We start from the raw sequence: 25,674 nt of genomic DNA, 5'->3' as shown, positions 1-25,674 counted from the left end.
CCCTGTACTCCGCCTCGTATGTCCTGATGCGGCACGTTCCCCAACAGCCGATCAAGATTCTCATAACTGCTTAGATCACAGCAGACCGCTTGTCGCTACAACGAAAGTGGCAAAAATAGTGGCGACAGCTCAGCCGCGGAACGGCGGCACGTCTTCGTTTTTCTCGGTTCTGTCGCGAAAAAGTGCCGCGCGGCTCAGCAGCATCAGCGTGACGGGTGTCGTTACGGTCACGAAAACCGAAATCAGCAATTCATGCAGAAACGGCCGCGTCTGGCTAAAAAGCGAAAATATGATGGACGCGATGAGTATGCCGCCCGCGCCGAATGTCGTGCCAAGCGTTGGGGCATGGAGGCGTCGGTAAAAGCTGCCGAATTTTAGAAGGCCGATAGCGCCAAGCAGCGTCAGCCCTGATCCGATCAACAGAAACGCTGAAATCAGGATAGCCGCCCAGAGAGGAAGTGCGGTGGGGTCGCTCATTCGATGACCTCGCCGCGCATGAGAAACTTTGACAATGCTGCTGTGGAAACAAAGCCGAGCAGGGCAATCACCAACGCTGCGTCGAAATAGAACGGGCTGCGAGTTGCGATGCCGAGACTGAGCAGGAACAGCATCGCGCTCACATAAAGCGCATCGAATGCAAGCACGCGGTCTTGCGCGCGCGGCCCGCGCACGAGCCGGATGAGGCAACAGAACATTGCCGCCAGCAGCAGCCAGTGCGAAATCGTCAGCGACCAGTAGAGCAGGGTCACACTCATTCGAATATCTCCAGCAGCAGGGGTTCATAGCGCTGCTTGATGAGGTCGATCCAGTCTTGCTCGTCGCCCACATCAAGCACATGCAGAAGCAGGATATTCTGCCGGGATCGGTACTCCACCCAAGCTGTGCCCGGCGTGGCCGTCAGCGCGCAGGCGAGCACGGCGAGGCCTGTTTTATCGCGCAGCGTCAGCTCGATCGGGATGAAGCCTGATCGCGCTTGTGCGCTGTTGGGAGACAGGATCAGCCGCGCCACCGCAATGTTGGAGCGCAGAACGTCCACCGACACGAGGCCGAGCAGGCGCAGCACTGCACCCCAGCTGCGCACGCGCGGCTTGGCAGGTTGCAGCGACACCATCGCCCAGGTCGCGAACAGCGCAATCGCAGCGCCCAGCACGAGATGGCCGAGCGAAAAGCCATTGAGCAGAAACCACATCAGCAGCAGTGACGCTGCGAGTGCAGGGTATGGAAGCACGCGGCTCAATGTCCAGCCTCCTTTGGCGACGGTATTGGTGCGGCGCTCAGCACGTCATGAACATAGCCCGTCGGATCGTGCAAGGCGTTGGCCGCAGCGTCCAGATAGCGCATTGTTGGCCCCGCCTGCGCCGTCATCCAGATGCAAAGTATCAACAGGAATGCCACGGGCACGAATTCGATCACTCGAACGCGCGGCACGATGATCTCGACGGGCGCCCAGAATATGCGGATGCCCGCGCGCACCATTGCGACCATCGCGAACAGGCCCGAAGTTATCAGCAGGCCAAAGAAGAACCAGTTTAACGTCGAAATCTTGTTGCCCGCATCGATGGCTGCCGAAAGCAGCGCGAATTTACCCACAAAGCCGGACAGCGGTGGCAGACCGGAAAGCAGAATGCCGCAAACACCGAATGAGACGCCAAGGATGGCAAGCGTCGCAGGGATGGTGACACCCACTTCCTCTTCCGGTTCGTCTTCGTCGCCATCGCCATAGGCTTCCATCGTGACTGACAGAACCGCCGCGGCGGGATCTTGCGCGCGCTCAAGCAGTTCGATCAGCAGGAACAGCGCGCCGATCGTCAGCGTGGAACTAATCATGTAGTAGAGCGCCGCTGCTGTTGAGCGGTCGCCCGACATTGCGACTGCCGCCAGCAGCGTGCCGCTTGAAACTAGAACGCTGAACGCGGCCAGCCTCACCATCGCTTGCGATGCCAGAACGCCAATCGTGCCGAAGGCCAGCGTTACAAGGCCACCGGCAAACAGCCATTTGTCGTCGAAGCCTGCCGAGCTTCCTGCCGCTGCACCGAACAAAAGCGGTGAAAGTCGCAGCAGCACATAGATGCCCATCTTGCTCAGCACGGCGAAGATCGCGGCAACCGGCGCTGCTGCCGCAGAATAAGCGCTCGGAAGCCAGAAGCAGAGCGGCCACATTCCAGCTTTGACCAGAAACGCGATGCCGAGGATTGCCGCGCCTGCTTCCAGCAGGAAACGGTTTTCCGGCGGCACCTCGCCGATGCGCCCGACGAGGTCAGCCATGTTCAGCGTGCCCGTAACGCCATAGATCAGCGCGACGCCAACGAGGAACAGGAACGATGCGGCCAGGTTCATTGCGATGTAGTGCAGCCCGGCGCGCACTCGATGCGGCCCCGATCCGTGCAGCAGCAAGCCATATGAAGCGGAAAGAACCACCTCGAAAAACACAAACAGATTGAAAAGATCGCCGGTCAGGAAAGCGCCGTTCAACCCCATCAGCAGAAACTGGAACAGGCTGTGGAAGTGCGAGCCCATCTTGTCCCACCGCGCGAGTGAAAAGAACAGCGACGCAATCGCCAGCAGGCTCGTCACGAGCAGCATGACGGCGGACAAGCGGTCCAGCACCAGCACAATGCCAAACGGCGCTGCCCAGTTTCCAAGAAGGTAGACGCTCGCAGTGCCGCTATCTGCTACGCGCAGTAGCACCATACCCATCGCGACCAGCAGCAACGTCGAACCGACGCTGAGCAGCGCTTTCAACGTGTGCTTGCGTTCATCGAAGAGAAGCAGCAGCGCGCCCGTCAGCAAAGGCAGCAGTATCGGCGCGATGATGAGGTGGTTCGACAGGTCCATATTATGGCTCCCTGCCGTCGACGTGATCCGAGCCGGTCAGGCCACGCGCCGCTAACAACACGACCAGAAACAGCGCTGTTGTAGCGAAGCCGATCACGATTGCAGTCAGAACCAGCGCCTGCGGAATAGGATCGGCATAGGCTGACGGATCGGCCGGCCCGCCATCGGACAATACGGGTGCCGCGTTAACGCGCAGCCGTCCCATCGCGAAGATGAACAGGTTGACGCCATAGCCGATCAGCGAAAGTCCGACGATGAGCTGGAACGTGCGCGGGCGTTGCAGTAGCCACACGCCCGAACCTACCAGTGCTCCGATTCCGATTGCGAGAACGAGTTCCATCACGCGTTCTCCTGCGCTGTCGGCAGCTTCGCCGCGCGCAGCTTGCGGATCGATTGGTGCGCAATCGCGATGAGCATCAGCACGGTAGCGCCCATCACCAGCGAGAAAATGCCGAAGTCGAATATCAGCGCCGTCGCTGCCGGAACCTTTCCGATCAGCGTAAGCTCGATATATTGCGCGTGCGATGTCAGGAATGGATAGCCAAATACCCACGCGCCAAGGCCCGTTGCCGCAGCAACCAGAAGGCCCATGCCCATCCACCGCACGGGCAGAACGCGCAACCGCTCTTCCACCCAGCGCGTGCCCGCAGCCATATATTGCAGAATGAACGCCGCGGCCATCGCGATGCCTGCAACGAAGCCGCCGCCCGGCGCATCGTGGCCCCGCAGGAACAGGTAGAAAGCAAACACGATAATGACTGGGAACAGCCACTGCATAATCACCGAAGGCATGTAGAGATATTCGTCGGCAATGCTCGCCGTTTCGGCTTCCTCGCTCTCGTCGCTGCGGGCCGTATGTCTCGATTGCAGCAATTGCTGCTCCGGTGAATCGATATTGTCCGGGGCAGGGCGGAAGCGGCGCAACAGGGAGAAAACGGTCAGCGCAACAATGCCGAGAACCGTGATTTCGCCAAACGTATCGAAGCCGCGGAAATCGACAAGGATAACGTTGACGATATTGCGCCCACCGCCAAGCTCGTACGCGTTCTCGACGAAAAAGTCGGCGATGGTCTGTGGCGGCTGGCGCACCATCACGACGTAAGCGAGGAATGCCGTACCCGCGCCGCAACCGACGGCCAGCAGCATGTCACGACCGCGCCGCAGTCGCGTTTCCAGTGATACGCCATCGTAATTCTGCTCTATCCGTTTCGGCAGCCACCGCAGGCCGAGCAGGATCAGCACGGTCGTCACCACTTCGACCACGAGCTGTGTCAGCGCCAGGTCAGGCGCCGAAAGCCAAATGAAGGAGATGCACGTTACCAGCCCCGCGCCGCCCATCAGGATAAGCGCGTAAAGCCTGTGATATTTCGCCTGATATGCCGCGCCAATCGCGCAAATAATGCCGATCGCCCAGAGCCCGGTGAAAAGCAAATCCATATTTCCCAACGAGAGGGTTGGGTGCGGCACGCCGCGCCTTGTCGCAGCCAATACCGCCGCAACAAGCGCGATAAACGCCAATAGCCGCAGCTGCGGTTGCAGCCGCCGCGTGCCGAGCCAGCTTTCCAGCAGGCGCGCCCAGCGCCACGATACGGATACCATCACGCGCTCAAAAATGCGCTGCCCTTTGAGTTCGCGGAAATACGGTGGGCCTTCCTCGCTCGTGGCGAGATAGGTCTTGAGAATGCCGTAGAGCAGAATTCCCGCGACAAGCGCCAGAACGCTCATTAGCAGCGGCACGTTGAACCCGTGCCAGATCGATAGGCTATATTCCGGCATTTCGGGGCCAAGCACTGCCATCGCTGCGCTGTTGAGATAGCCGCCGATAGTCTGGCCGGGCAGTATGCCGACAACGAGGCATATCAACACCAGCAGCATCGCCGGCAATCTCATGAAGAAAGGCGGCTCATGCGGATGCTTCGGCATGTCCGCCGGTATTTTTCCGAAAAAAACGCCGTGAATGAACCGGATCGAATAGGTAACAGCGAATGCGCTCGCCAGCACGGCTACGTAAGGCGCTGCCGTATCCAGAATCGAATCCGCGTGATGCTCGATTGCCTCCGCAAAGAACATCTCCTTGGACAAAAAGCCGTTGAGCAGCGGCACGCCCGCCATCGCTGCGCTTGCCACCATCGCCAGCGTGGCGGTCACCGGCATCAGCGAGAACAATCCGCCAAGCTTGCGCATGTCGCGTGTTCCGGCTTCATGGTCGATGATACCCGCCGCCATGAACAGCGATGCCTTGAATGTAGCGTGGTTGGCCATGTGGAAAATCGCGGCCACCAGGCCAAGCGGGCTGCCGAGGCTGAGCAGCAGCGTGATAAGTCCCAGATGGCTGATGGTCGAATACGCAAGCAGCCCTTTGATGTCCTGCTGGAAGATTGCGAAAAATGCGCCGAGCAGCAGGGTCGCCATGCCAGCAAGTCCGACAATCGTGAACCACTCCGGCGTGCCTGCGAGCACCGGCCAGAGGCGCGTCATCAGGAATACGCCGGCCTTCACCATCGTTGCCGAATGCAGATAGGCGGACACAGGCGTTGGGGCCGACATAGCGTTCGGCAGCCAGACATGGAATGGAAACTGCGCGCTCTTCGTAAATGCGCCGATCAGCACGAGAACGAGGATCGGCACATAGAGCTTATGTCCACGGATCATCGAGCCGGAAGCAAGCACCGTGTCGAGATCGTAGCTGCCTACCACTTGCCCGATCAGCAGGATGCCGGCCAGCAGGCACAGCCCGCCAAGCGCGGTGATCGTCAGCGCCATGCGTGCGCCATCGCGCGCGGCGGCATTGTGATACCAGTAGCCAATCAGCAGGAATGAAAAGACGCTCGTCAGTTCCCAGAACACGACAAGCTGGATCAGGTTACCGGAATTTACGACGCCGAGCATCGACCCCATAAACGCAAGCAGAAATGCATAGAAGCGCGGCACCGGGTCTTCGGGCGACATGTAATAGCGCGCATAAATGACAACCAGGAAACCGATCCCGGTAATCAGCATGGTGAACAGCCATGCAAAGCCGTCCATGCGAAACGTCATATTCAGGCCAAGCTGTGGCACCCATTCGATGTTGTGCCGTATCGCGCCGCCATCGTCGACAGCCGGATATTGCATCGCCGTGAGGATAAATAACCCAAGCGCCGTAATGCCGGCAATCCAGGCTTCCGTGTTGCGGGCGTTGGAAGGAAGTGCAAGCGCGATAAGGCTCACCACGAAGGGTATCGTGACGAGCGGAATCAAGATTGCACTCTCGATCATACGATGGGATGCCTCGGACTCAGCATGAAGAACGGTTGCCTAATGTCACCCATTATGGTTGACTCTGCAACGGAATAATCGGCGAAACAGCAACGAGTCCGGCACTATGTCTCTGCTGCCCGAACAATGTCGTGCTGCGCGAGGTCTTTTGAATTGGACACAGGGCCAACTCGCGCTCGCGGCGGGGGTTTCCCGTAGCACCATCAAGGATTTCGAGTGCCAGCGTCACGCGCTCCAGCGCAGTTCGGAGGAGCTGCTGATCAATGCGTTCCGTCTGCGCGGTGTCGAGCTGCTTTTTGAAGATGGCGCAGCGCGTGGCGTTGGCGTTCGTTTCAGGGCGCGGGGCTGAGCGACGTTCTCCCTCAAATGTTATTTGAGATGCCACAATTGCGGTCTAGAGTGCATTGGTCGCTTGCAGTGTTTACGGCAATCAAGCGCTTGAAAGAGCCCATCACGCTTTCGCCTTCAGATGGATGTAAGGCGATGCTCAACATTATTGCTGACTCTACCGATTTGACCACGCTCACCAGCGTTCTTGATGAATATTGCACCCAGCATCGGGTGTTTGAAATTGGTGATCGGGATGAGTGCGCGCGGCGGATCCTGGCGCTCTTTTCCTTGGGAGTTACTTCACGCCACGCGCTGCTGGAGCGCATGAATCGCGTAGTCGTGTAAGCTTCGAACTAGTGCGCGCGCTGCAATGCGCTGATCGTTTGCTCTGACGCCGAGCAAACAGATGTGCTGAACTGCAGAAACTGCCGCGCGCATTCGTGCCAGTCATAGGCCATTGCGCGTTCGCGGGCACATGCGCGTGCAACGCTTGTCGCAGCCAGCGCGGCTTCTCGTAAATCGGCCGATAGAACGCCGCCGTGACCTTCACCGATTATGTCCAGCGGTCCGGTAACGGGATATGCCGCCACAGGGCAGCCGCTTGCCAATGCCTCCAGTATGACGTTGCCGAACGTGTCAGTTTTGCTTGGAAATACGAATACGTCCGCTGATGCATAAATCTGTGAAAGTTCAGTGCCGCGGCGCGTTCCCAGAAAATGCACGTCGGGATATTTCGCTTTCAGCCGCTGCAGGTCCGGACCGTCCCCAACGACAACCTTGCTGCCGGGAAGGTCAAGACCCAGAAACGCTGGCAGGTTCTTCTCGACTGCAACACGACCAACATTCAGGAAGATCGGCCGCGGCAAGCCCATCTCCTTGCGCTGCGACGGATGGAACAATCGTGTATCCACGCCACGCGACCAGAGTCGAATGTTTCGAAATCCACGCGTTGCGAGTTCTGCACCCATCGAAGGGGTGGCGACGAGCACGCCTTTGCCAGCATTGTGAAAGTTGCGAAGCCAGCGGTAGCTCCAGCTTTCCGGGATCGGCACCCGCGCCCGAATGAATTCGGGAAAGCGCGTATGATAGCTCGTGGTGAACGCTATTTTCCGCGCGATGCAAATCTTGCGAGCGAGAACGCCCAGCGGCCCCTCGGTGGCGATATGGATTCGTTCAGGCTGCATTTCGTCAATGCGCCGCGCCACCATATTGCTGGTGGCAAGGGAGAGCCTGATTTCAGGATAGCTCGGCATCGGAACGGTTCTGAAATCATTGGGCGTAAGAAAAGCGGTCTGCGTGCCCATTTGCCCCAGCGTTTGCGCGAGACGTTCAAGCGTCAGCGCAACACCATTGACTTGTGGTCGCCAGGCGTCGGTGACGATCAGTATGCTCATGCGGCGCGCCTCCAGCGCAGCGGTAAGGCCAGTTGGGCTGAGCCACTCAAAACCTGGCTTTGCGTTTGCCAGTTCACCATTTCCATGCGGCCGTCCCAATGTTCGACAACGGCGGTGCAGCTTTCGACCCAGTCGCCAGTATTGATGTAGTCGAGGCCGCCAATATCGCGCATCGCTGCAGAGTGAATATGTCCGCAGATCACCCCGTCAACTTCGTGGCGTTTCGCTTCCGCCGCGAGTGTGTCTTCGAATTGGCCGATGAAATTAACGGCGTTTTTGACACGCGCCTTCGCCCAGGCCGAAAGTGACCAATAGGTGAAGCCAAGCTTGCGCCGTACGAAGTTGATATAAGCTGAGAGAACCATCGCCGCGCGGTATGCCCAGTCACCGAGCAAAGCCAGCCATTTGGCGTGCCTCACCACGAGATCGAATAAATCGCCGTGCACGATGAGATATCGCTTGCCGTCAGCTGCTTCGTGGATCGCGGTTTCGTTGATTTCTATGCCGCCGAACTGCAGTCCGCAGAACTCGCGCAGGAACTCGTCATGATTGCCCGGAATATAGATGATCCGCGTACCTTTGCGCACCTTGCGCAGCAGTTTCTGGACCACGTCGTTGTGGGTCTGCGGCCAGTACCATGATGCCCGCAGCCGCCATCCGTCGATGATGTCTCCGACCAGATAGATCGTATCGGCATCATGCATCTTCAGAAATTCCAGAAGCGCCTCTGCCTGCGCTCCCTTTGTGCCCAAATGCACGTCGGAGATGAAGAGGCTCCGGTATCGCGTTGCTTGTCCGGCTTCAGACGAATCTGTGAAACATTGTGCGTCCATGGGCTGCTTTTGCCCGGCAGGTCATGACACCAGAATGACACAGCTCAAATCTCTCGATCAAAACCGCTGGATTCCGACGTTGCGCACGGCAAGCGCGCTTGCACGAAGATCAATATTTGAATTAGTAATTCAATCATTGATTGCGCATTTAAAGTTGCGGCGCTTGCAACAAGCAAAGGGAAAAGCCTGTGTCGCGCACTCGTTTTGGCCAAAAATATCAGCATCTTGTGCATGGCTTGGCATGCCCTTGCCACAGCCCGCAGGTTCAGCAGTTGCTGGACCGCCTCAACCAGGGGTTTTCTCGGCGTTCTTTCTTGAAAGGTATCGGTGCCAGCGCCGCTGCTTCTTTGCTCGGTCTGGTTGATCCTGCTTTTGCGCAAGATTCTGCGAAGCCGACTTTGCTCAAGAACGTGCGTATTTTCGATGGTGTCAACGGTACGCTGATCGAGGGCAAGAATGTCCTGCTGCAAGGGTCGCTCATCAAAGCGCTGCCAGCGGCGGCAGATGTCGTTGCGAACGCTGATATCATAGATTGCGGCAATCGCGTTTTGATGCCTGGCATGATCGACGCGCACTGGCATTCCATCCTCGCGGGCATTGCACAACTCGCTGCGATAACGGCGGATATTCCTTACGTACACCTCGTTGCTGCTCAGGAGGCGGAGCGGACCATCCTTCGCGGGTTCACGACAGTTCGCGACGTGGGCGGGCCGTCCTTTGCGCTCAAGCGCACGATTGACGAGGGGCGCTTTCCGGGGCCGCGCATCTATCCCTCCGGCGCTATGATCTCGCAAACGTCCGGTCACGGCGATTTCCGTATGCGCACAGAGCTTCCGCGCACGCCTCAGACAAATCCGAGCATGGCGGAAGTTGGCGGCATTGCCGAAATCGCCGATGGAGAGGACGAAGTTCTGCGCCGCGTGCGCGAGCAGCTCCTGCTGGGCGCAAGTCAGATCAAGATCATGGGCGGTGGAGGTGTCGCCTCTGCCTACGATCCGATCGACGCGCTTCAGTATACCGAGCGGGAAATGATGGCGGCGGTGGCCGCTGCGTCCGATTGGGGCACCTATGTCTGTGTCCACACCTACACCGCGCCCGCAATCCAGCGCGCACTTGCCTGCGGCATCAAATCCATCGAGCACGGGCAGCTGGCCGACGAAGAGACGGCAAAGAAAATCGTCGATGCCGATGCCTGGTGGAGTATCCAGCCATTCCTCGCGGATGAGGATGCGAATACATATACAAATCCAGAGCAGCAGGCCAACCAACGGGCGATCGCTGAAGGCACGGTGCGCGCCATCGAGTTCGGCAAAAAATACAAAGCCAAGTTGGCCTTGGGGACAGATATCCTGTTCAGTCCAAGGGGAACCGCGACCCAAGGCAGGCAGCTCGCGAAGTTCGCTCGCTGGTTCGATAATGCCGAAGTCTTGCGGATGGTCACCAGCGGCAATGCCGATCTTGTGGCGCTGTCAGGTCACCGTAATCCATATCCGTCCAGGCTGGGCCGGATCGAGGCTGGCGCTTATGCCGATATTCTCGTGTTCGAGGGGAATCCGCTTGAAGACATTTCCGTCATTGGCGATCCCGATCAAACATTGAAACTCATAATCAAGGACGGACGCGTTCATAAGAATGCGCTTTAACTACAGGGGGCAGGTTCATGAAAAAATTCGCTCTTGCGGCGTTCCTGGTCTTGGCCGCTGGGCCGGTTGCTCATGCCGCCGATCCCGCGGAACAAGCACCGCCAGTTGAACCTGTCGGGCAAGATTGGGCTTTGCAGATTACGCCATATCTTTGGGCCGCCGGGATCAATGGCGACATATCGCCCTTTCAGCGCGCCCCGACAATCGGCATTGATAAGTCGTTCTCGGATGTATTCAAGGATCTGAACTTCGGCGGCTTCATCAATATATGGGGCCGCTATGAGCGTTTCGTCTTTTCGGGCGACCTGATGTATGTCGATACGACAGAGCCCCATGAGTTCGGAACGCCGCCTCTGCCATTCCCGATCCCGACCGGGACACGCGTCAATGTGGACGTCGATACCAAGGAGTTCACCGCATCGGCAATGGCCGGGTACAGACTGGTCGATACGCCGACCTTCACCCTGGATGCGCTTGGTGGGGTACGCTTCTGGCACATCTCCAATGATGTCACCGTCACCGCGCTTGGGCGCACTGTCAGCTATGGCGAAAGCTTCGGCTGGACCGATCCGCTGGTTGGCGCACGCGCGTTCGTCAACATCACCGACAAGCTCTCCCTTCAAGCGCAGGCCGATGTCGGTGGTTTCGGTGTCGGCTCGGAGTCAACCTGGTCGGTGCTTGGAACTGTGAACTACATCGTCACCGACCACCTGTCCGTTTCGGCGGGCTATAAGGTGCTCAACGTAGACTATGACAATGACGGGTACGTTTTCGACTCGCAGTTGAGCGGCCCTGTCCTTGGCATGACTTACCGCTTCTAGCGCTTGCTCACGGGCCGAGCGGCAAATACGCCTTTGCCGCTCGCGCGCTTCCGAAATCCCCGAAGTGCCCGTAATCGAAGTACAAATACTGCCCATCGACACGAATATCGCACGTCGCGCCGCTGCAAAGCGCCGACGTTGGATCGATGAACTTTGCGTCGTTCTTCTCGGCAAGCACTTTCAGTTGAACGTTCAGCGCATGGTCAACCGTCGAATACCATTTGTCGTTTCCACGCGCGCCAATCACCGAAACGTCGGTGATGAAAATCGGCGATTGACCGATCACGAATGTTTCGACATTGAGCTTTTTCAACGCCACAAGCGTGCTTTCCAGTTGCTCAAGGCCGCGCCGTCTGAGGTCCACCCAGCGTGCTGATAAGATCACGCGCTTGATGCCAAGCTTCTCGATTTCGTTCAGCGCATTGCGGTTGAAGTCCGTACACCACGGGCGCGCCTGCGAATAATAGGCGAGCGCTGGCGGACATCCCGCCGCTGTGTACTCATAGACATGTGCCGCACCGCCATTTGCAAGGCTGGTCACAATGCCCGGCGTATAGTGCGCGGCGAATGAGTCACCCCATAGCAGAACCGGCACTGTCCCTTGCGGATTGATCTCGCAGGCCTGCGGGTTCCAAGGCGCATTTGGCTGCGTTTCATAAAAGCACTGTCCGTTGCGCCATGTGTTGCCCATCGGTGTCTTGGGTGCGACCGAAGCGCCAAAGTGCGTCAGCGTTCCGCCTGTCGCCCAGCCGTATGCGCCAATCAGTCCAATCACGGCCAATGCGGCCAGACCCGTCAGTACTACGCGCAGACTGGAGGCGCTTGTCCGCTTGCGGAATGGCTGTTCGACAAAGCGCCAGGACAGATATGCCAACGGAATAGATGCCGCCGTTATCGCCGTTGCGCCGAGCAATCCGGGTTCTTGCAATGTGAGATATCGCCAGAACACTGCAATCGGCCAATGCACGAGATAAAGCGAATATGAGATCAGCCCGATCCAGATAGCTGGGCGCGATGACAATATGCGGCCAACAAAGGTTGTCTGCGGATCGGCGAAATAAATGATCAGCACGCTGCCGACGCAGGGAGCCAGCGCGGCCACGCCGGGGAAGGGGGTTGTTTCGTCATAAGCAAATACCGCCCACAGAATAAGGCCAAGGCCCGCGAGCGAGCCGATCTGGTCGAGATTTCCCTGCGGCACGCGCCTGGGTATGCTTGCGAACATGGCACCGAGCAGCAATTCCCACGCGCGGGTCGGCAACATGAAAAAGTTTGCTGTCGGCGCGGCCTGTGTCGCATAAATCGAGAGTACGAGCGAGGCGAGTAGCGCCAATCCGAATATCCAGAGCCAAAGGCGCGCGCAGTAGCGATAAACAATCCATGCGGCGATTGGCATGAACACATAGAACTGTTCTTCCACCGCGAGCGACCAAGTGTGCAGCATGGGGCGCAATGCGGCGCTTGCATCGAAATAGCCGGAGAATTTCCAGAAATACAGGTTGGAGACGAAGGTCGATACAGCGACGAGGCTGCGCGAGAAATCGACGATGAAGCTCGGCAGCATCACCGCAAACGCGACCGCGCTTGTTATCAGCGATACTGCTACCAGCGCGGGCAGGATTCGCCTCACGCGCCTTTCGTAAAATCCCAGAATACTGAAGCGCCCGGCGGCGAGGTCTTCGCGAATAAGCCCTGTTATGAGGAAGCCGGAGATGATGAAGAATACATCGACGCCGACATAACCGCCTGAAAATACATCGAATCCTGCGTGAAATAGAACGACAGGCAAAACTGCGACAGCGCGCAGGCCGTCAATCTCTGGTCTGTATCGCATTCGCGCAGGCTAATCCCCAAAGGCGTATTTGCTTCGCGCGCCGCTTGGCCGTCCCTAAGTATTTCTTGTTTTGCGGCGCACCTTGGCGATGAACGCGCAATTGTGCAAGTTCGCGTTGTCGCCATGGTAAAATTACATATGCGGATTGAACCGGCTTGCCGCTGCCCGCGTCTGCGATTTTAGAAATTCGATCAACATGCGCACGCGCGGCGTCGTGGCCAGCTCCCTGTGCGTAACGCTCCAATATTCGCGGTCAACCCGCAATTCCTCGGGCAAGACAGGCACGAGTTCGGGAATGTCGCTGGCTATAAATGCAGGCAGCACAACCAGCCCGAGACCAGCAATCGCGGCTCGCACCTGCGCATGGAGGCTGGAACACTGATAGTGCGGTCTAATTCCAGGCGCGATCTCGTTGAGATAGTCCAGCCCTGGCGTGAATATCATGTCGGATATGTAGCCAACGAAATCGTGCTCATTCAGGTCCGAGCTATCTTTTATCGGCGGGTTTGCATTGAGATAGCTGCGCGATCCGTACAGAAAGAGCTGGTACGGCGATATCAGTTCGTTGTGATAGTGGTCTGCTTGCGGCGGCGCCAGCGTTATCGACAAATCCGCCTCGCGCCGCGACAGCGATACGATCTGCTGGATCGTTATCATTTCAATGTGGATCGAAGGGTTTGCACGGCAGAATTCCGGCAGGCGGTCTGCGAGAAAAAAGCTTCCGAATCCTTCCAGTGAACTGAAGCGCACCACGCCGCCAATCTTGACGGAGTCGTTGCGTGATTCGGAGCGGAATGTTTCCGCCTGCTGCGCCATCAGCTTGGCGGATTCCAGCAGGCCGTCACCCACATTTGTCAGCACATAGCCGCGCGGATTGCGCTCGAAGAGCTTGCGGCCCAGCGCCTGCTCCAGTCGGTCTATGCGGCGCGAAACCGTCACATGGTTGGTGCGAAGTTCGCGCGAAGCTGCCGACAGGGTGCCGGAGCGCGCCACCGCCAGAAAATATTGCAGATCATCCCAGTCGAAACGAGCCATATCTGTACATTTTCGTTCACAATCTGTGCTGAATTTAGCTGTTTTCCGTACGGCAATGCAATGCTAGCTTTTTGACCTGTGTGGAACGGGACCTTGCCTGATCATCACCGCTAAAGCGGGGGAGGCAGTCCTAGATATATCTCGGAGGAGAGTCATGAAGTTATCGCGCGCGCTGGCGGCGCTATTGATGGCAACCGTAGCGTTTCCGGCAGTTGCTCAGGAAATTTCCGACGGTAAGGTCAAAATCGGCATCCTGAATGATCAGTCCGGCGTCTATGCCGACTTCGGCGGTAAGTGGTCGGTTGAAGCCGCCAAGATGGCAGCAGAGGACTTCGGCGGCAAAGTCAAAGACATGCCGATCGAAATTGTATCGGCAGATCACCAGAACAAGGCCGACATTGCCTCGAATATTGCCCGCCAATGGTATGACACCGAGCAGGTCGACGCCATCATGGAATTGACGACCTCATCGGTCGCGCTGGCCGTGCAGGGAATTTCTCAGGAAAAGAAGAAGATCGACATCGTAACGGGCGCGGCAACGACGGATCTCACCGGCAAAGCCTGCTCGCCCTACGGGTTCCATTGGGCGTATGACACCCACGCTCTCGCTGTTGGCACGGGCGGGGCGCTGGTGCAACAGGGTGGCGATACATGGTTCTTCCTGACCGCCGACTACGCGTTCGGCTATTCGCTTGAAGAACAGACCTCGAAATATGTGATCTCAAAAGGCGGCAAGGTCTTGGGGTCCGTACGCCATCCGCTCGCGACCACTGATTTCTCCTCATTCCTCCTGCAAGCCCAGTCGTCGGGCGCCAAGGTCGTCGGTCTGGCAAACGCCGGTCTGGACACAGCAAACGCAATCAAGCAGGCCGCAGAATTTGGCATCGTCGCTGGCGGTCAGCGCATGGCTGCCCTGTTGTTCACTCTTGCCGAGGTTCACGGGCTTGGCCTTGAGGCTGCTCAAGGGCTGACGCTGACGGAAGGCTTTTACTGGGATCGCGATGACGATTCACGCGCTTGGGCGAAGAAGTTCTTCGACCGCACAGGGCGCATGCCGAACATGATTCAGGCGGGCACCTATTCCGCCGTGCTTCAATATCTCAAGGCTATCGATAAGGCTGGCACTGACGAGACGGAAGCTGTCGCGAAAAACCTGCACGAAATGCCGGTCGAGGATGTTTTCGCACGCGGCGGCAAGGTTGGCCCCAATGGCCGCATGATTCATGATATGTATTTGATGGAAGTGAAGAAGCCATCGGAAAGCACGCAGCCTTGGGACTACTACAAGGTGCTGGCGACGATCCCGGGCGACGAAGCCTACATCAAGCCCGCCGAAGCCGGCTGTCCGCTGGTCAAGTAAGCGCCAAAATCTGCGCGGTGCCGCTCTTGCGGCATCGCGCATCTGGCGTATTCCTTTTCAATTGACTTCAAAGGGCGAGGGCGGGCGTGAGCCAGACCGGGCATACTAGGCAGGCCGGAGAAATTGTTCTTTCCGCGCGCGGCCTGCGCAAAGATTTTATGGGATTTACCGCCGTCAAAGATGTCGACCTCGACGTTCGCCACGGCAATATTCACGCGCTCATTGGTCCGAATGGTGCGGGCAAGACAACAGTCTTCAACCTGCTCACCAAGTTTTTCCAGCCCACGGCAGGCACCATCACGCTGGATGGGCAGGACATCACCAACGCGCCACCCGCCAAGGTCGCGCAGATGGGTGTCGTTCGTTCGTTCCAGATTTCGGCCACCTTTCCGTACCTGACCGTGTTGGATAATGTTCGCGTTGCGCTTCAGCGGCCCAACGGTTTGGCCACGCAGTTCTGGCGGTCCATGTCAGCGCTTGATGTGTTAACCCCGCGCGCCGAAGAGCTCATTGACGCGGTTGGCCTGTCCGATGCGCGCGACCGCATGGCGGCGGACCTTTCCTATGGTCGCAAGCGTGTACTGGAAATCGCGACCACGCTGGCGCTTGAACCCAAGGTGCTGCTGCTGGACGAGCCGATGGCTGGCATGGGTCATGAGGATGTCGGCGCTATAGCGCGATTGGTCAAAACCATTTCGGCGGATCGCGCCGTTCTCATGGTTGAGCATAATCTCAGTGTGGTCGCAGATATTTGCGACGGCATCAGCGTGTTGCAACATGGTCAGGTCATTGCATCTGGTGATTACGCTTCGATCAGCAAAGATGAGCGCGTCCGCGAAGCCTATATGGGTACCGATCATGTCTGAGCCGCTGCTATCCGTTCGCGGCCTCAATGCGTGGTATGGCGAAAGCCACGCGCTGCACGGCGTCGATCTGGACGTGAACACGGGCGAGACGGTTACGCTTGTCGGTCGCAATGGCGTTGGCAAAACCACGACGCTGCGCGCCATTATGGGGCTGATCCGCAAACGCACCGGCTCCATCCACTTTGATGGAAAAGACCTGATTGCGCTGCCGCTTCACAAGACCGCCCGCACCGGCATTGGCTACGTTCCGGAAGAGCGCGGCATCTTCGCGAGTCTCACCGTTGATGAAAACCTGATCCTGCCGCCTGTCGTCGCGAAGGGTGGCATGAGCATCGAGGAAATATTCAGTCTCTTTCCCAATCTGAAAGAGCGGCGCAACAGTCCGGGCACAAAGCTTTCCGGCGGCGAACAGCAGATGTTGGCGATTGCGCGCATGTTGCGTACCGGCGACAAGATGCTGCTGCTGGATGAGCCGACCGAAGGGCTGGCGCCTGTCATCGTTCAGCGCATCGGCGAGTTGTTGGCTGAACTCAAGCGGCGCGGCATGACCGTGCTCTTGGTCGAGCAGAATTTCCATTTCGCCAGCAAGATCGCCGACCGTTTCTACCTGATGGATCACGGTAAGGTTGTCTCGCATTTTCCGGTCGAGGAACTTGAAAGCCGCATGGGCGAACTTCATGAAGTGCTGGGAGTCTGAACCATGATCTTCGGCATTCCCATTCAGGCGTTTGCGGGGCAGTTGCTGGTCGGCCTGATCAATGGCTCGTTCTACGCGATGCTGTCGCTTGGCCTTGCGATCATTTTCGGTCTGCTGCGCGTCATAAACTTCGCGCATGGCGCGCAATATATGCTTGGTGCGTTCATTGCCTATTTAATTCTGGCCTTTGGCGGCATTGGCTACTGGCCTGCCTTGATCGTCGCGCCCGTGCTTGTTGGCCTGTTTGGCATTGTTGTCGAACGGCTTGCGCTGTCCCGGCTTTACGATGTCGATCCACTCTACGGTCTGCTTTTCACGTTCGGCCTCGCGCTCGTTATCGAAGGCGTGTTTCGCTATTACTATGGCGTGTCGGGCAATCCCTATCCCGTCCCGCCAGCGCTCACCGGCGCTGTAAATCTCGGCTTCATGTTCCTTCCGATCTATCGCGGTTGGGTGGTCATTGCGTCGCTCATCGTCTGCATCGCTGCATGGCTGCTGATCGAGAAAACGAAGTTCGGCTCCTATCTTCGCGCGGCGACCGAGAATCCGAAGCTTGTGCAGGCTTTCGGCGTCAATGTCCCGCTGCTGCTCACCCTCACCTATGGCCTTGGCGCAGCGCTGGCTGGATTGGCGGGCGTGCTTGCCGCGCCGGTTTATCAGGTCAGTCCGCTCATGGGTTCGAACCTCATCATCGTTGTGTTCGCGGTGGTCGTCATCGGCGGCATGGGTTCCATTCTCGGCGCAATCGTCACCGGCTATATGCTCGGTGTGGCAGAGGGGTTGACGAAGGTGTTCTACCCCGAGGCGTCGAACATTGTCGTGTTCGTCATCATGGCCATTGTGCTTCTGATGCGGCCTGCCGGTCTGTTTGGAAGGGACGCCTGATATGTCCAGAGCAGCCATCGAAACCACCGCAGAAAAGCCAGTCGCGCTGCGCATCGAGACGATCCTGCTTGGCCTTGCGCTTGTCGGACTGCTGGCCGCGCCCTTCTTCATCTACCCCATCTTCCTGATGAAGATGATGTGCTTCGCGCTCTTTGCCTGCGCGTTCAATCTCTTGCTTGGCTACACGGGGCTTCTGTCGTTTGGCCACGCTGCTTTTTTTGGCGGCGCGGCTTATTTCACCGCCCATGCGGTAAAAGTCTGGGGGTTGCCGCCGGAAATCGGCATCCTTGTTGGCGTGCTCGGCGCTGCAGTTCTCGGCCTTGTCATCGGCTTTCTCGCCATCCGGCGGCAAGGCATTTACTTCGCCATGATTACGCTGGCGCTGTCGCAAATGTTCTTTTTCTTCTGCGTGCAAGCGCCGTTTACCGGCGGTGAGGATGGCATTCAAGGCGTGCCGCGCGGCACGCTGCTCGGTGGCCTGATCGATCTGCACAATGAGCACAACATGTATTATTTCGTGCTGGTCGTGTTCCTCCTCGGCGTCGTTGCAATCTGGCGCATCGTCAATTCGCCCTATGGGATGATCCTGCGCTCCATCCGCGAAAACGAAAATCGCGCGATCTCGCTGGGCTACTCCGTCCAGAACTACAAGCTTGGCGCATTCGTCATGTCCGCGGCGCTCGCCGGTCTTGCGGGTGGGCTCAAGGCGCTGGTGTTCCAGTTCGCCACCTTGACCGACGTCACCTGGCAGATGTCCGGTGAAGTCATCCTCATGACGCTGCTCGGCGGCATCGGCACCTTGATCGGGCCAATTGTCGGCGCGGGCATTGTTGTTACGCTTCAGAACGCGCTCGCTACTTCCGAATTTCCCGTAACCATCGCGACCGGCCTCATCTTCATGATCTGCGTGCTGATCTTCCGGCGTGGCATCGTGGGTGAAATCTACGCCTATATCGACCGGCGCAAATCCGCAGGAAATTGATCGTGCCTGATAGACTGAATCTGGGCCGCTTTGACTATATCGTCGTTGGGGCTGGATCGGCGGGATGCGTCCTTGCCAATCGCCTTTCCGCAGATGGCCGCAGCCGCGTTCTGCTGCTGGAGGCGGGCGGCTCCGACCGGTATCACTGGGTCTACATTCCGGTTGGCTATCTCTATTGCATGGGCAATCCGCGTACCGATTGGGGTTACGCCACTGTGCAGGAACCTGGTCTGAATGGCCGCTCTCTGGCCTATCCTCGCGGCAAGGTGCTTGGCGGCTGTTCCTCCATCAACGGCATGATCTACATGCGCGGGCAGGCGGCGGATTACGATCACTGGCGACAGCTTGGAAATGTCGGCTGGGGTTGGGATGATGTGCTGCCGCTATTCGTCAAATCCGAAAACCATCAGTCGCGTGGCGAGCCGTGGCACGGCCAAAAGGGCGAGCTTCGCGTCGAAAGGCAGCGCCTTTCATGGCCTATTCTCGATGCGGTGCGCGAGGCAGCCGAAGAAATCGGCGTGCCCAAAACCGATGATTTCAACGGCGGCGATAATCTCGGCTCCGGCTATTTCGAGGTGAACCAGAAAAACGGCATCCGATTCAACGCCGTGCGTGCTTTCCTTCGTCCGGCAATGGGGCGTCAAAATCTCCGCGTTATCACGCACGCAACCGTCGAGCGCCTAAAGCTGGAAGGCGGTGCGGTTACGTCCGTCGAACTGATCGTCAACGGTAAGCCCGCCATCGCCCATGTCGATGGTGAGTTGGTGCTGAGCGCCGGCGCTATCGGTACACCTCAAATCCTCCAGCTTTCGGGCATTGGCCCCGGCGATCTGCTCGCGTCACAAGGCATAGAAGTTGTGCACGAATTGCCCGGTGTGGGCGAGAACCTGCAGGATCATCTTCAGATCAGAACGGTGTTCGGCATCACGGGTGCTACCACGCTGAACGAGCGGCAGGCGCGCCTTTCCGGCAAGGTCGGCATCGCCCTGGAATATCTGCTGAAGCGCAGCGGACCCATGTCGATGGCCCCAAGCCAGCTCGGCATTTTCATGAAATCCGGCAGCCAGTACGCCACGCCAAACATCGAGTTTCACGTTCAGCCGCTATCGCTGGATCGCTTTGGCGAGCCTCTGCACAGCTATCCCGCAATCACGGTTTCGGTCTGCAACCTGCGTCCTGAATCGCGCGGCTCGGTGCGCATTGTCTCGCGTGATCCCAACACGCACCCGCACATTGCTCCGAACTATTTGTCCACACCTGCTGACCGGCAGGTCGCGGCAGATTCCATTCTTGCGGCTCGTCGCCTGATGGCGACAAAGCGGATGGAAACATATACGCCACGCGAGTTGAAGCCTGGCACGCAAATCCAGAGCGCCGAGGATTTGGCGCGTGCGGCTGGCGACATCGCTACCACGATTTTCCATCCTGTCGGAACCGCCCGCATGGGTTCGGACAAGATGGCAGTCGTGGACGATAGATTGCGTGTTCACGGCGTCGGTCGTCTGCGCATCGCCGATGCGTCTATCATGCCGACCATTGTTTCCGGCAACACGCACGCGCCTGTCGTGATGATCGCGGAGAAGGCGGCGCAGCTTATTTTGCAATAGCGCCGTCAGGCGGATGAGGGGTAAATAACTCCCGGTGTCACGCCTTTAAATCGAACACTGTCACGCCGGCAATTCCGCCTGCGAGCAGCGGCAGCAGATCTTCGGAAATGGCTGTGTGTTCTGGATGGATGAGATAGGCATCGCGCAATTGCTCGCTTTCGATGTCCATCACGAAGCCATGCGTAAATCCGTGGTCCAACCCCTCCGGGCTCACATTCGTTCCGGCTGTAACGTTCAGCACGCCGGGTATTGTCCCGACGAGTTGCTCGAAGCGCGTCATAATATCGGCGATTGCCGCGTCCTGAACATCCTTGCGAAAACGAAAGAAAACGCAGTGCTTGATCATTTCTGGCTCCGGCTGGGGCGATCCTGGTTCGCCCATTTTTGAGCCTTGCTGCGCGACTTTCAAGTGCCCTGAACGGGAAATGCAGGCGCCGTGAACACGCGGCTCGCCCTTATGTCCTCCGCCGCAATGGTAGAGAGTGCGTGAGCATCGAGTGCCCCGGTGCTATGTTCAAACAGCCGGTTGGCTTGCCGCAACCGCGCTCTGTCCAATGCGTTGCGAATTGAGCGGGCGTTTGCAAAGTGCGGCTGTGTCCGCCGCTTGGCGATGTAATCCACCAGCGCTTTGCCTCCATCCTGATCGAGCTGGTAGTTCTGTCGCGCCAGCATCGTCTCGGCGATGCGGAACAACTCATCGTCGTTATAGTCGGGAAAATCGATGTGATGCGCGATGCGAGAGCGGAACCCCGGATTGCTTTCGAAAAACCGATCCATGCGGTCTGAATAGCCAGCCAGTATAACCACCAGATCGTCGCGCTGATTTTCCATCACCTGCAGTAGAATCTCTATCGATTCCTGCCCATAGTCGCGCTCGTTCTCTGGCCGATAGAGGTAATACGCCTCATCGATAAACAGCACGCCGCCCATCGCTTTTTTGAGAATTTCTTTCGTCTTGGGTGCGGTGTGCCCAATGTACTGCCCAACCAGATCGTCGCGCGTCACCGACACCAGATGGCCTTTGCGGATGTAGCCGAGGCGATGCAGCAGATTGGCCATGCGCAGCGCCACGGTTGTCTTGCCTGTGCCGGGGTTCCCGGTGAAAGACATGTGCAGCGTTGGCGTCTCGTGCGCGAGCCCCATGGACCTGCGCGCACGTTCCACCAGCAGCAGCGCCGCCGTCTCGCGAATGCGCCGCTTCACCGGCGCAAGGCCAATCAACTCGCGGTCCAGTTCTTCGAGAACGTCCTTCACGCCGGACGTCTCGAATTCAGCGCGCAGATCAACCGTCGCGGGCAGTTCGGTCGTTTCAATCAGCGCTTCTGCTGCGGCCATCGTTCATCCTCCTGTGGCTTGCCGCTCAGGCTCCGTAGCGCGAGCCCGCCGCCCGATCAGTTGCATAAGGCGTGGTCGTGTAACGAACGAGGCGGCCACGTCCTTCCTGCCGCGCCAGTCGGAAGCCCGGCTCGTCTGTCGGCCGGTTGACGATGAAGGACAGCTTCACCGACTCCCAACCGTGCGAAGCATCAAACGCGACCAACCGGATGTAGCGGTCGCCATAGACCTTGCGGCACTCTTTCAACTCCATGACCAGCGCCGCCGCGTCTGGATTATCGAACATGGGGTGGCCCCACATTTCCCAATAGGTGTTGCGCGGGTGTGGGTCATCCGTGAACTCAAGGCTGACGGCCCAGCCATTGTCGATGCAGTATTGTGCCTGCGATGCAATCTGCTCATCGGTCAGGTCGGGCAGGAAGGAGAAAGCGCCTTGGGTAATGCGCATGGTGTTGGTTCCTTTCGATCTCATTCAGCCGCCGTCGCAACCGGAACGAAGTCCGGCGAGTCGGTCGAGGCGTAGTTGAAGGTGACGTCTTTCCAGATCTCCAGCGCCTGCTTCAGCGGCAGGCAGTGGCGCGCCGCATCCTGCAAGATCTGCGGCCCTTCGTTCACGTAGTCGCGACCGGCATTGCGAGCGAAAATCATCGCTTCCAGGGCGACGCGATTGGCCTGTGCGCCAGCCGCAACGCCCATCGGGTGGCCGATGGTTCCGCCGCCAAATTGAAGAATGGTGTCTTCGCCGAGCAGGTCGATCAACTGGTGCATCTGCCCCGCATGGATGCCGCCGGAGGCCACCGGCATCAGCTTGTTGAGCGAAGCCCAGTGCTGATCGAAGAAAACGCCGTTCTCCAGCCGCATCGGATTAAAGTCCTCGCGGCAAATGTCGTAATAGCCCTTCGTCGTCGCGGGGTCGCCTTCCAGCTTGCCCACCACCGTACCGGCATGGATATGGTCGACGCCTGCTAGCCGCATCCATTTGGCAATGACGCGGAACGATACGCCGTGGCTCTTCTGCCGCGTATAGGTCGAATGACCGGCACGATGCAGATGCAGGATCATGTCGTTCTTGCGCGCCCACTTTGCCATGGACTGGATCGCGGTGTAGCCGATCACCAGATCGATCATCACGATGTTGGAACCAAGCTCCGCCGCGAATTCGGCGCGCTCATACATGTCCTCCATCGTACCGGCGGTCACGTTGAGATAGGTGCCTTTGATTTCGCCGGTTTCGGCCTGCGCCTTGTTCACGGCCTCCATGCAGTAGAGAAATCGCTCGCGCCAATGCATGAAGGGCTGCGAATTGATGTTCTCGTCGTCCTTTGTGAAATCCAGCCCGCCCTTCAGCGCCTCATATACAACGCGCCCATAATTGCGACCTGAAAGCCCAAGCTTCGGCTTCACTGTTGCGCCGAGCAGCGGGCGTCCAAACTTGTCCAGTCGCTCGCGCTCGACGACGATGCCCGTTGCTGGACCCTGAAAGGTTTTCACATAGGCGACCGGCAGGCGCATGTCCTCCAGACGCAGCGCTTTGAGCGGCTTGAAGCCGAACACATTGCCGATGATCGAAGCGGTCAGGTTCGCAATCGAGCCCGGCTCGAACAGGTCAAGATCATAGGCAATATAGGCGAAGAACTGGCCGGGTGCGTTCGGCACCGGATCGACGCGATAGGCCTTCGCGCGATACTTTTCCTTTGCAGTCAGCCGGTCGGTCCAGACCACGGTCCATGTCGCCGTCGAGCTTTCACCGGCGACCGCTGCCGCTGCTTCGACCTCGTCCACGCCGTCCTGCGGCGTGATGCGAAACAGTGCGATAACGTCCGTATCTTTCGGCTCGTAGTCGGGCTCCCAATAACCCATCTTCTTGTATTCCATGACACCGGACTTGTAGCGGGCGGCACCTGTGATGGTCATTGATTTGGTCATGGCACTCTTCCTTTCTGGTGCGGTGTTCCTGGGCCTTACACGCGCGATTTTCCGGCAATCAGTTGCCGCGCCGTCTGGGCCACATGGTCAGCGGTTATGTTGAAATGCTTGTAGAGGTCGGGCGCTGGTGCGCTCGCGCCGAAGCCGTTCATGCCGATGAACGCGCCGCGCTCGCCGATCCAGCGATCCCAGCCGAGCCGCGCCGCCGCCTCAACCGCGATGCGCGGCGCGCTGCCCAGCACTTCGTTGCGATAGCGCGCGTCCTGCTGCTCGAACCGCTCCCATGACGGCATGGAAACGACTGCGGCAGCGATGCCTTCTCCGGCCAGCAACTCCGCCGCCGCGACTGCAATTTCGACCTCGGAGCCGGTTGCCATGATCGTGACGTCGCGCTCTCCATCCGGCTCGCGCAGCACATACGCGCCCCTGGCAGATTGGTTTTCGGCGGTGTACTTCTGCCGCAGCATCGGCAGGTTCTGGCGCGAAAGCACGAGCACGCTTGGCTTGTTTGCGCTCAGCGCCAGTTCCCACGCTTCCGCCGTCTCGACAATGTCCGCAGGCCGGTACACATCGATGTCCGGCGTCGCCCGCAGCATCGCCAGATGTTCAATCGGCTGGTGCGTCGGTCCGTCTTCGCCAAGCCCGATGGAGTCATGCGTCATCACATAGATGACGCGCTGCTTCATCAGCGCCGACAGGCGCATCGCCCCGCGTGCATAGTCTGCAAAGCAAAGGAACGTGCCGCCGTAAGGAATGAACCCGCCATGCAGCGCGATACCGTTCATCGCTGCCGCCATGCCATGTTCGCGTATTCCATAATGGATGTAGCGGCCTGCATATTCACCGGGGCCGATGCGGCCCATATCTCTGGTCAGTGTCAGGTTCGAGTGCGTCAGATCGGCAGACCCGCCGACTGTCATATCCGTCGCGGCGTTGATCGCGGCCAGCGCCATTTCTGAAGCCTTGCGCGTTGCGACCTTCGTCGCCTGCTGCACATGCTCCTTGCGGAAATTCGCCAGCGCCATGCGCACTGCGTCCGGCAACTCACCGCGGACCATCGCTTCAAATGCGGCGCGCTTGGGGGACGCCGCCAGCCTTTGCTCCCATGCCAGCCGCGCGGCCTTGCCACGTTCTGCAACCGCGCGCCAGGCGGACACGATTTCCGTCGGCACGTCGAATGCCTCATGCGGCCAGCCGATAGCCTCTCTCGTTGCAGCAATCTCGGCTTGTCCCAATGGTGCGCCGTGGGTCTTTTCCGACCCTTGCAAGTTCGGCGCGCCTTTGCCGATCAATGTCCGGCAGGCGATCAAGGTCGGGCGATCAGACTTTCGTGCCTGCTCGATTGCCGACGCGACCTCATCCATAGCATGGCCGTCCACCTCGATGACCTTCCAGCCGGCGGCTCGAAAGCGCGCCGGCTGGTCCATCGACGTGCTCAGGGAGGTTGGGCCGTCAATTGAGATGGAATTGTTGTCCCACAGGACGATCAGCCGATTGAGCTTCAGATGCCCCGCCAGATCAATCGCCTCGTGGCTGATGCCTTCCTGTAAACAGCCATCGCCAGCGACGACATAGGTGTAGTGGTCAACCAGTTCCGCGCCGAACCGCGCCTCCATCATGCGCTCTGCCAGCGCCATGCCGACGGCGGTGGAGAGCCCCTGTCCGAGTGGCCCGGTGGTCGTCTCGATGCCCAGCGCATGACCATATTCCGGGTGGCCTGCGGTGCGACTGCCAAGCTGCCGAAACGCCTGCAATTGCTCGATTGGTATGTCCTCATAGCCGAGCAGGTAGTGCAGCGCGTATTGCAGCATCGACCCGTGTCCTGCGGAAAGCACGAAGCGGTCGCGATCCGGCCAATTTGGCTTGGATGGATCGAGCGTTATGAAGCGCGAAAACAGCACCGTCGCGACATCCGCCATGCCCATCGGCATGCCGGGATGGCCCGAATTGGCTTTCTGCACGGCGTCCATTGCCAGCGCGCGTATGGCGTTTGCCATTTCTTGTTCACAGGGCAGGGCGTACGGCTTGCTTGC

The 25,674-nt window shown here is 58.7% G+C and carries 26 protein-coding genes; 10 read left to right on the top strand and 16 right to left on the bottom strand.

The features are described 5' to 3' along the window. Positions 1-129 precede the first annotated feature (129 nt). Genes mnhG through DY251_RS16845 form a run of 6 tightly spaced genes read right to left on the bottom strand, consistent with a single transcriptional unit; the run spans position 130 to position 6,093 of the window. Positions 130-477: a monovalent cation/H(+) antiporter subunit G gene (mnhG, locus tag DY251_RS16870; RefSeq protein ID WP_116625084.1), complete on the bottom strand. Its 348-nt coding sequence runs from the start codon at positions 475-477 to the stop codon at positions 130-132. Then, positions 474-755: a K+/H+ antiporter subunit F gene (locus DY251_RS16865; protein ID WP_116625083.1), complete on the bottom strand. Its 282-nt coding sequence runs from the start codon at positions 753-755 to the stop codon at positions 474-476. Before DY251_RS16865 ends, mnhG begins: the two co-directional genes overlap by 4 nt. Continuing rightward, positions 752-1,228: a Na+/H+ antiporter subunit E gene (locus DY251_RS16860; RefSeq protein WP_425373313.1), complete on the bottom strand. Its 477-nt coding sequence runs from the start codon at positions 1,226-1,228 to the stop codon at positions 752-754. The genes DY251_RS16865 and DY251_RS16860 overlap by 4 nt, the downstream gene beginning before the upstream one ends. 5 nt (positions 1,229-1,233) lie before the next feature. Next, a complete protein-coding gene (locus DY251_RS16855; protein WP_116625081.1) occupies positions 1,234-2,835 on the bottom strand; it encodes a monovalent cation/H+ antiporter subunit D in 1,602 nt (533 codons plus the stop codon). A 1-nt stretch (position 2,836) separates the two neighbouring features. Further along, positions 2,837-3,175, bottom strand: coding sequence for a Na+/H+ antiporter subunit C (locus DY251_RS16850; RefSeq protein ID WP_116625080.1), 339 nt, complete (start codon positions 3,173-3,175; stop codon positions 2,837-2,839). Then, positions 3,175-6,093 carry a monovalent cation/H+ antiporter subunit A gene (locus tag DY251_RS16845; protein WP_116625079.1) on the bottom strand — a complete coding sequence of 973 codons (2,919 nt, stop codon included), beginning with the start codon at positions 6,091-6,093 and terminating at the stop codon, positions 3,175-3,177. Before DY251_RS16845 ends, DY251_RS16850 begins: the two co-directional genes overlap by 1 nt. 106 nt (positions 6,094-6,199) lie before the next feature. On the opposite strand from DY251_RS16845, the gene DY251_RS16840 reads away from it, so the two are divergent. After that, a complete protein-coding gene (locus DY251_RS16840) occupies positions 6,200-6,442 on the top strand; it encodes a helix-turn-helix domain-containing protein (RefSeq protein WP_116625078.1) in 243 nt (80 codons plus the stop codon). An 89-nt stretch (positions 6,443-6,531) separates the two neighbouring features. Next, positions 6,532-6,768, top strand: a complete 237-nt coding sequence (locus DY251_RS16835) for a hypothetical protein (protein ID WP_137113489.1) — start codon at positions 6,532-6,534, stop codon at positions 6,766-6,768. Positions 6,769-6,776: 8 nt separating this feature from the next. On the opposite strand, the gene DY251_RS16830 is transcribed toward DY251_RS16835, so the two are convergent. Genes DY251_RS16830 through DY251_RS21810 form a run of 3 tightly spaced genes read right to left on the bottom strand, consistent with a single transcriptional unit; the run spans position 6,777 to position 9,231 of the window. Then, the gene (locus tag DY251_RS16830; RefSeq protein WP_116625076.1) at positions 6,777-7,817 is read right to left on the bottom strand and encodes a glycosyltransferase family 4 protein; all 1,041 of its coding nucleotides are present in this window, start codon (positions 7,815-7,817) and stop codon (positions 6,777-6,779) included. Next, positions 7,814-8,650 (bottom strand): UDP-2,3-diacylglucosamine diphosphatase, encoded by an 837-nt coding sequence (locus DY251_RS16825; RefSeq protein WP_116625075.1) that lies wholly within the window; start codon positions 8,648-8,650, stop codon positions 7,814-7,816. The genes DY251_RS16830 and DY251_RS16825 overlap by 4 nt, the downstream gene beginning before the upstream one ends. A 44-nt stretch (positions 8,651-8,694) precedes the next feature. Beyond that, positions 8,695-9,231: a hypothetical protein gene (locus DY251_RS21810; protein ID WP_245416015.1), complete on the bottom strand. Its 537-nt coding sequence runs from the start codon at positions 9,229-9,231 to the stop codon at positions 8,695-8,697. Between DY251_RS21810 and DY251_RS16820 the strand changes: the two genes are divergently transcribed. Both DY251_RS16820 and DY251_RS16815 read left to right on the top strand, forming a co-directional pair. Further along, the gene (locus DY251_RS16820) at positions 9,211-10,293 is read left to right on the top strand and encodes a metal-dependent hydrolase family protein (protein ID WP_245416014.1); all 1,083 of its coding nucleotides are present in this window, start codon (positions 9,211-9,213) and stop codon (positions 10,291-10,293) included. The genes DY251_RS21810 and DY251_RS16820 overlap by 21 nt on opposite strands. 17 nt (positions 10,294-10,310) lie before the next feature. Further along, complete coding sequence (locus tag DY251_RS16815) at positions 10,311-11,114, top strand: porin family protein (protein WP_245416013.1); 804 nt, start codon at positions 10,311-10,313, stop codon at positions 11,112-11,114. A 7-nt stretch (positions 11,115-11,121) separates the two neighbouring features. Here the strand turns inward: DY251_RS16815 and DY251_RS16810 are convergent, their stop codons facing one another. After that, positions 11,122-12,948 carry an acyltransferase family protein gene (locus DY251_RS16810; RefSeq protein ID WP_116625073.1) on the bottom strand — a complete coding sequence of 609 codons (1,827 nt, stop codon included), beginning with the start codon at positions 12,946-12,948 and terminating at the stop codon, positions 11,122-11,124. A gap of 132 nt (positions 12,949-13,080) precedes the next feature. Next, positions 13,081-13,983: a LysR family transcriptional regulator gene (locus tag DY251_RS16805; protein ID WP_116625072.1), complete on the bottom strand. Its 903-nt coding sequence runs from the start codon at positions 13,981-13,983 to the stop codon at positions 13,081-13,083. A 154-nt stretch (positions 13,984-14,137) separates the two neighbouring features. Here DY251_RS16805 and DY251_RS16800 point away from each other — a divergent pair, with 154 nt between their 5' ends. The 6 genes from DY251_RS16800 (at position 14,138) to DY251_RS16775 (ending at position 20,380) form a co-directional block, all read left to right on the top strand. After that, positions 14,138-15,343 (top strand): ABC transporter substrate-binding protein, encoded by a 1,206-nt coding sequence (locus tag DY251_RS16800; RefSeq protein WP_116625071.1) that lies wholly within the window; start codon positions 14,138-14,140, stop codon positions 15,341-15,343. Positions 15,344-15,501: 158 nt separating this feature from the next. Next, a complete protein-coding gene (locus DY251_RS16795; protein ID WP_116625151.1) occupies positions 15,502-16,209 on the top strand; it encodes an ABC transporter ATP-binding protein in 708 nt (235 codons plus the stop codon). Further along, the gene (locus tag DY251_RS16790; protein WP_116625070.1) at positions 16,202-16,906 is read left to right on the top strand and encodes an ABC transporter ATP-binding protein; all 705 of its coding nucleotides are present in this window, start codon (positions 16,202-16,204) and stop codon (positions 16,904-16,906) included. Before DY251_RS16795 ends, DY251_RS16790 begins: the two co-directional genes overlap by 8 nt. A 3-nt stretch (positions 16,907-16,909) precedes the next feature. Further along, positions 16,910-17,791: a branched-chain amino acid ABC transporter permease gene (locus DY251_RS16785; RefSeq protein WP_116625069.1), complete on the top strand. Its 882-nt coding sequence runs from the start codon at positions 16,910-16,912 to the stop codon at positions 17,789-17,791. A gap of 1 nt (position 17,792) precedes the next feature. Then, a complete protein-coding gene (locus tag DY251_RS16780; protein ID WP_116625068.1) occupies positions 17,793-18,773 on the top strand; it encodes a branched-chain amino acid ABC transporter permease in 981 nt (326 codons plus the stop codon). A gap of 2 nt (positions 18,774-18,775) precedes the next feature. Continuing rightward, positions 18,776-20,380: a GMC family oxidoreductase gene (locus DY251_RS16775; RefSeq protein ID WP_116625150.1), complete on the top strand. Its 1,605-nt coding sequence runs from the start codon at positions 18,776-18,778 to the stop codon at positions 20,378-20,380. Positions 20,381-20,417: 37 nt separating this feature from the next. On the opposite strand, the gene DY251_RS16770 is transcribed toward DY251_RS16775, so the two are convergent. From DY251_RS16770 to tkt, 5 genes are read right to left on the bottom strand one after another with little or no spacing between them, the layout of a single operon-like run. Beyond that, a complete protein-coding gene (locus tag DY251_RS16770) occupies positions 20,418-20,726 on the bottom strand; it encodes a Dabb family protein (RefSeq protein WP_158553272.1) in 309 nt (102 codons plus the stop codon). A 59-nt stretch (positions 20,727-20,785) separates the two neighbouring features. Further along, the gene (gene cbbX, locus DY251_RS16765; RefSeq protein WP_116625066.1) at positions 20,786-21,715 is read right to left on the bottom strand and encodes a CbbX protein; all 930 of its coding nucleotides are present in this window, start codon (positions 21,713-21,715) and stop codon (positions 20,786-20,788) included. Positions 21,716-21,740: 25 nt separating this feature from the next. Beyond that, positions 21,741-22,163, bottom strand: coding sequence for a ribulose bisphosphate carboxylase small subunit (locus tag DY251_RS16760; protein WP_116625149.1), 423 nt, complete (start codon positions 22,161-22,163; stop codon positions 21,741-21,743). 20 nt (positions 22,164-22,183) lie between these two features. Continuing rightward, positions 22,184-23,641: a form I ribulose bisphosphate carboxylase large subunit gene (locus DY251_RS16755; protein WP_116625065.1), complete on the bottom strand. Its 1,458-nt coding sequence runs from the start codon at positions 23,639-23,641 to the stop codon at positions 22,184-22,186. A gap of 35 nt (positions 23,642-23,676) precedes the next feature. Then, complete coding sequence (gene tkt / locus DY251_RS16750; RefSeq protein ID WP_116625064.1) at positions 23,677-25,638, bottom strand: transketolase; 1,962 nt, start codon at positions 25,636-25,638, stop codon at positions 23,677-23,679. Between the last annotated feature and the right edge of the window lie 36 nt (positions 25,639-25,674).

The sequence above is a fragment of the Mesorhizobium denitrificans genome (assembly GCF_003403035.1).
GTDB lineage: Bacteria > Pseudomonadota > Alphaproteobacteria > Rhizobiales > Rhizobiaceae > Mesorhizobium_G > Mesorhizobium_G denitrificans.
Note: the sequence above shows the minus strand (reverse complement) of the source record. Positions and strands in the feature narration are given on the sequence as shown.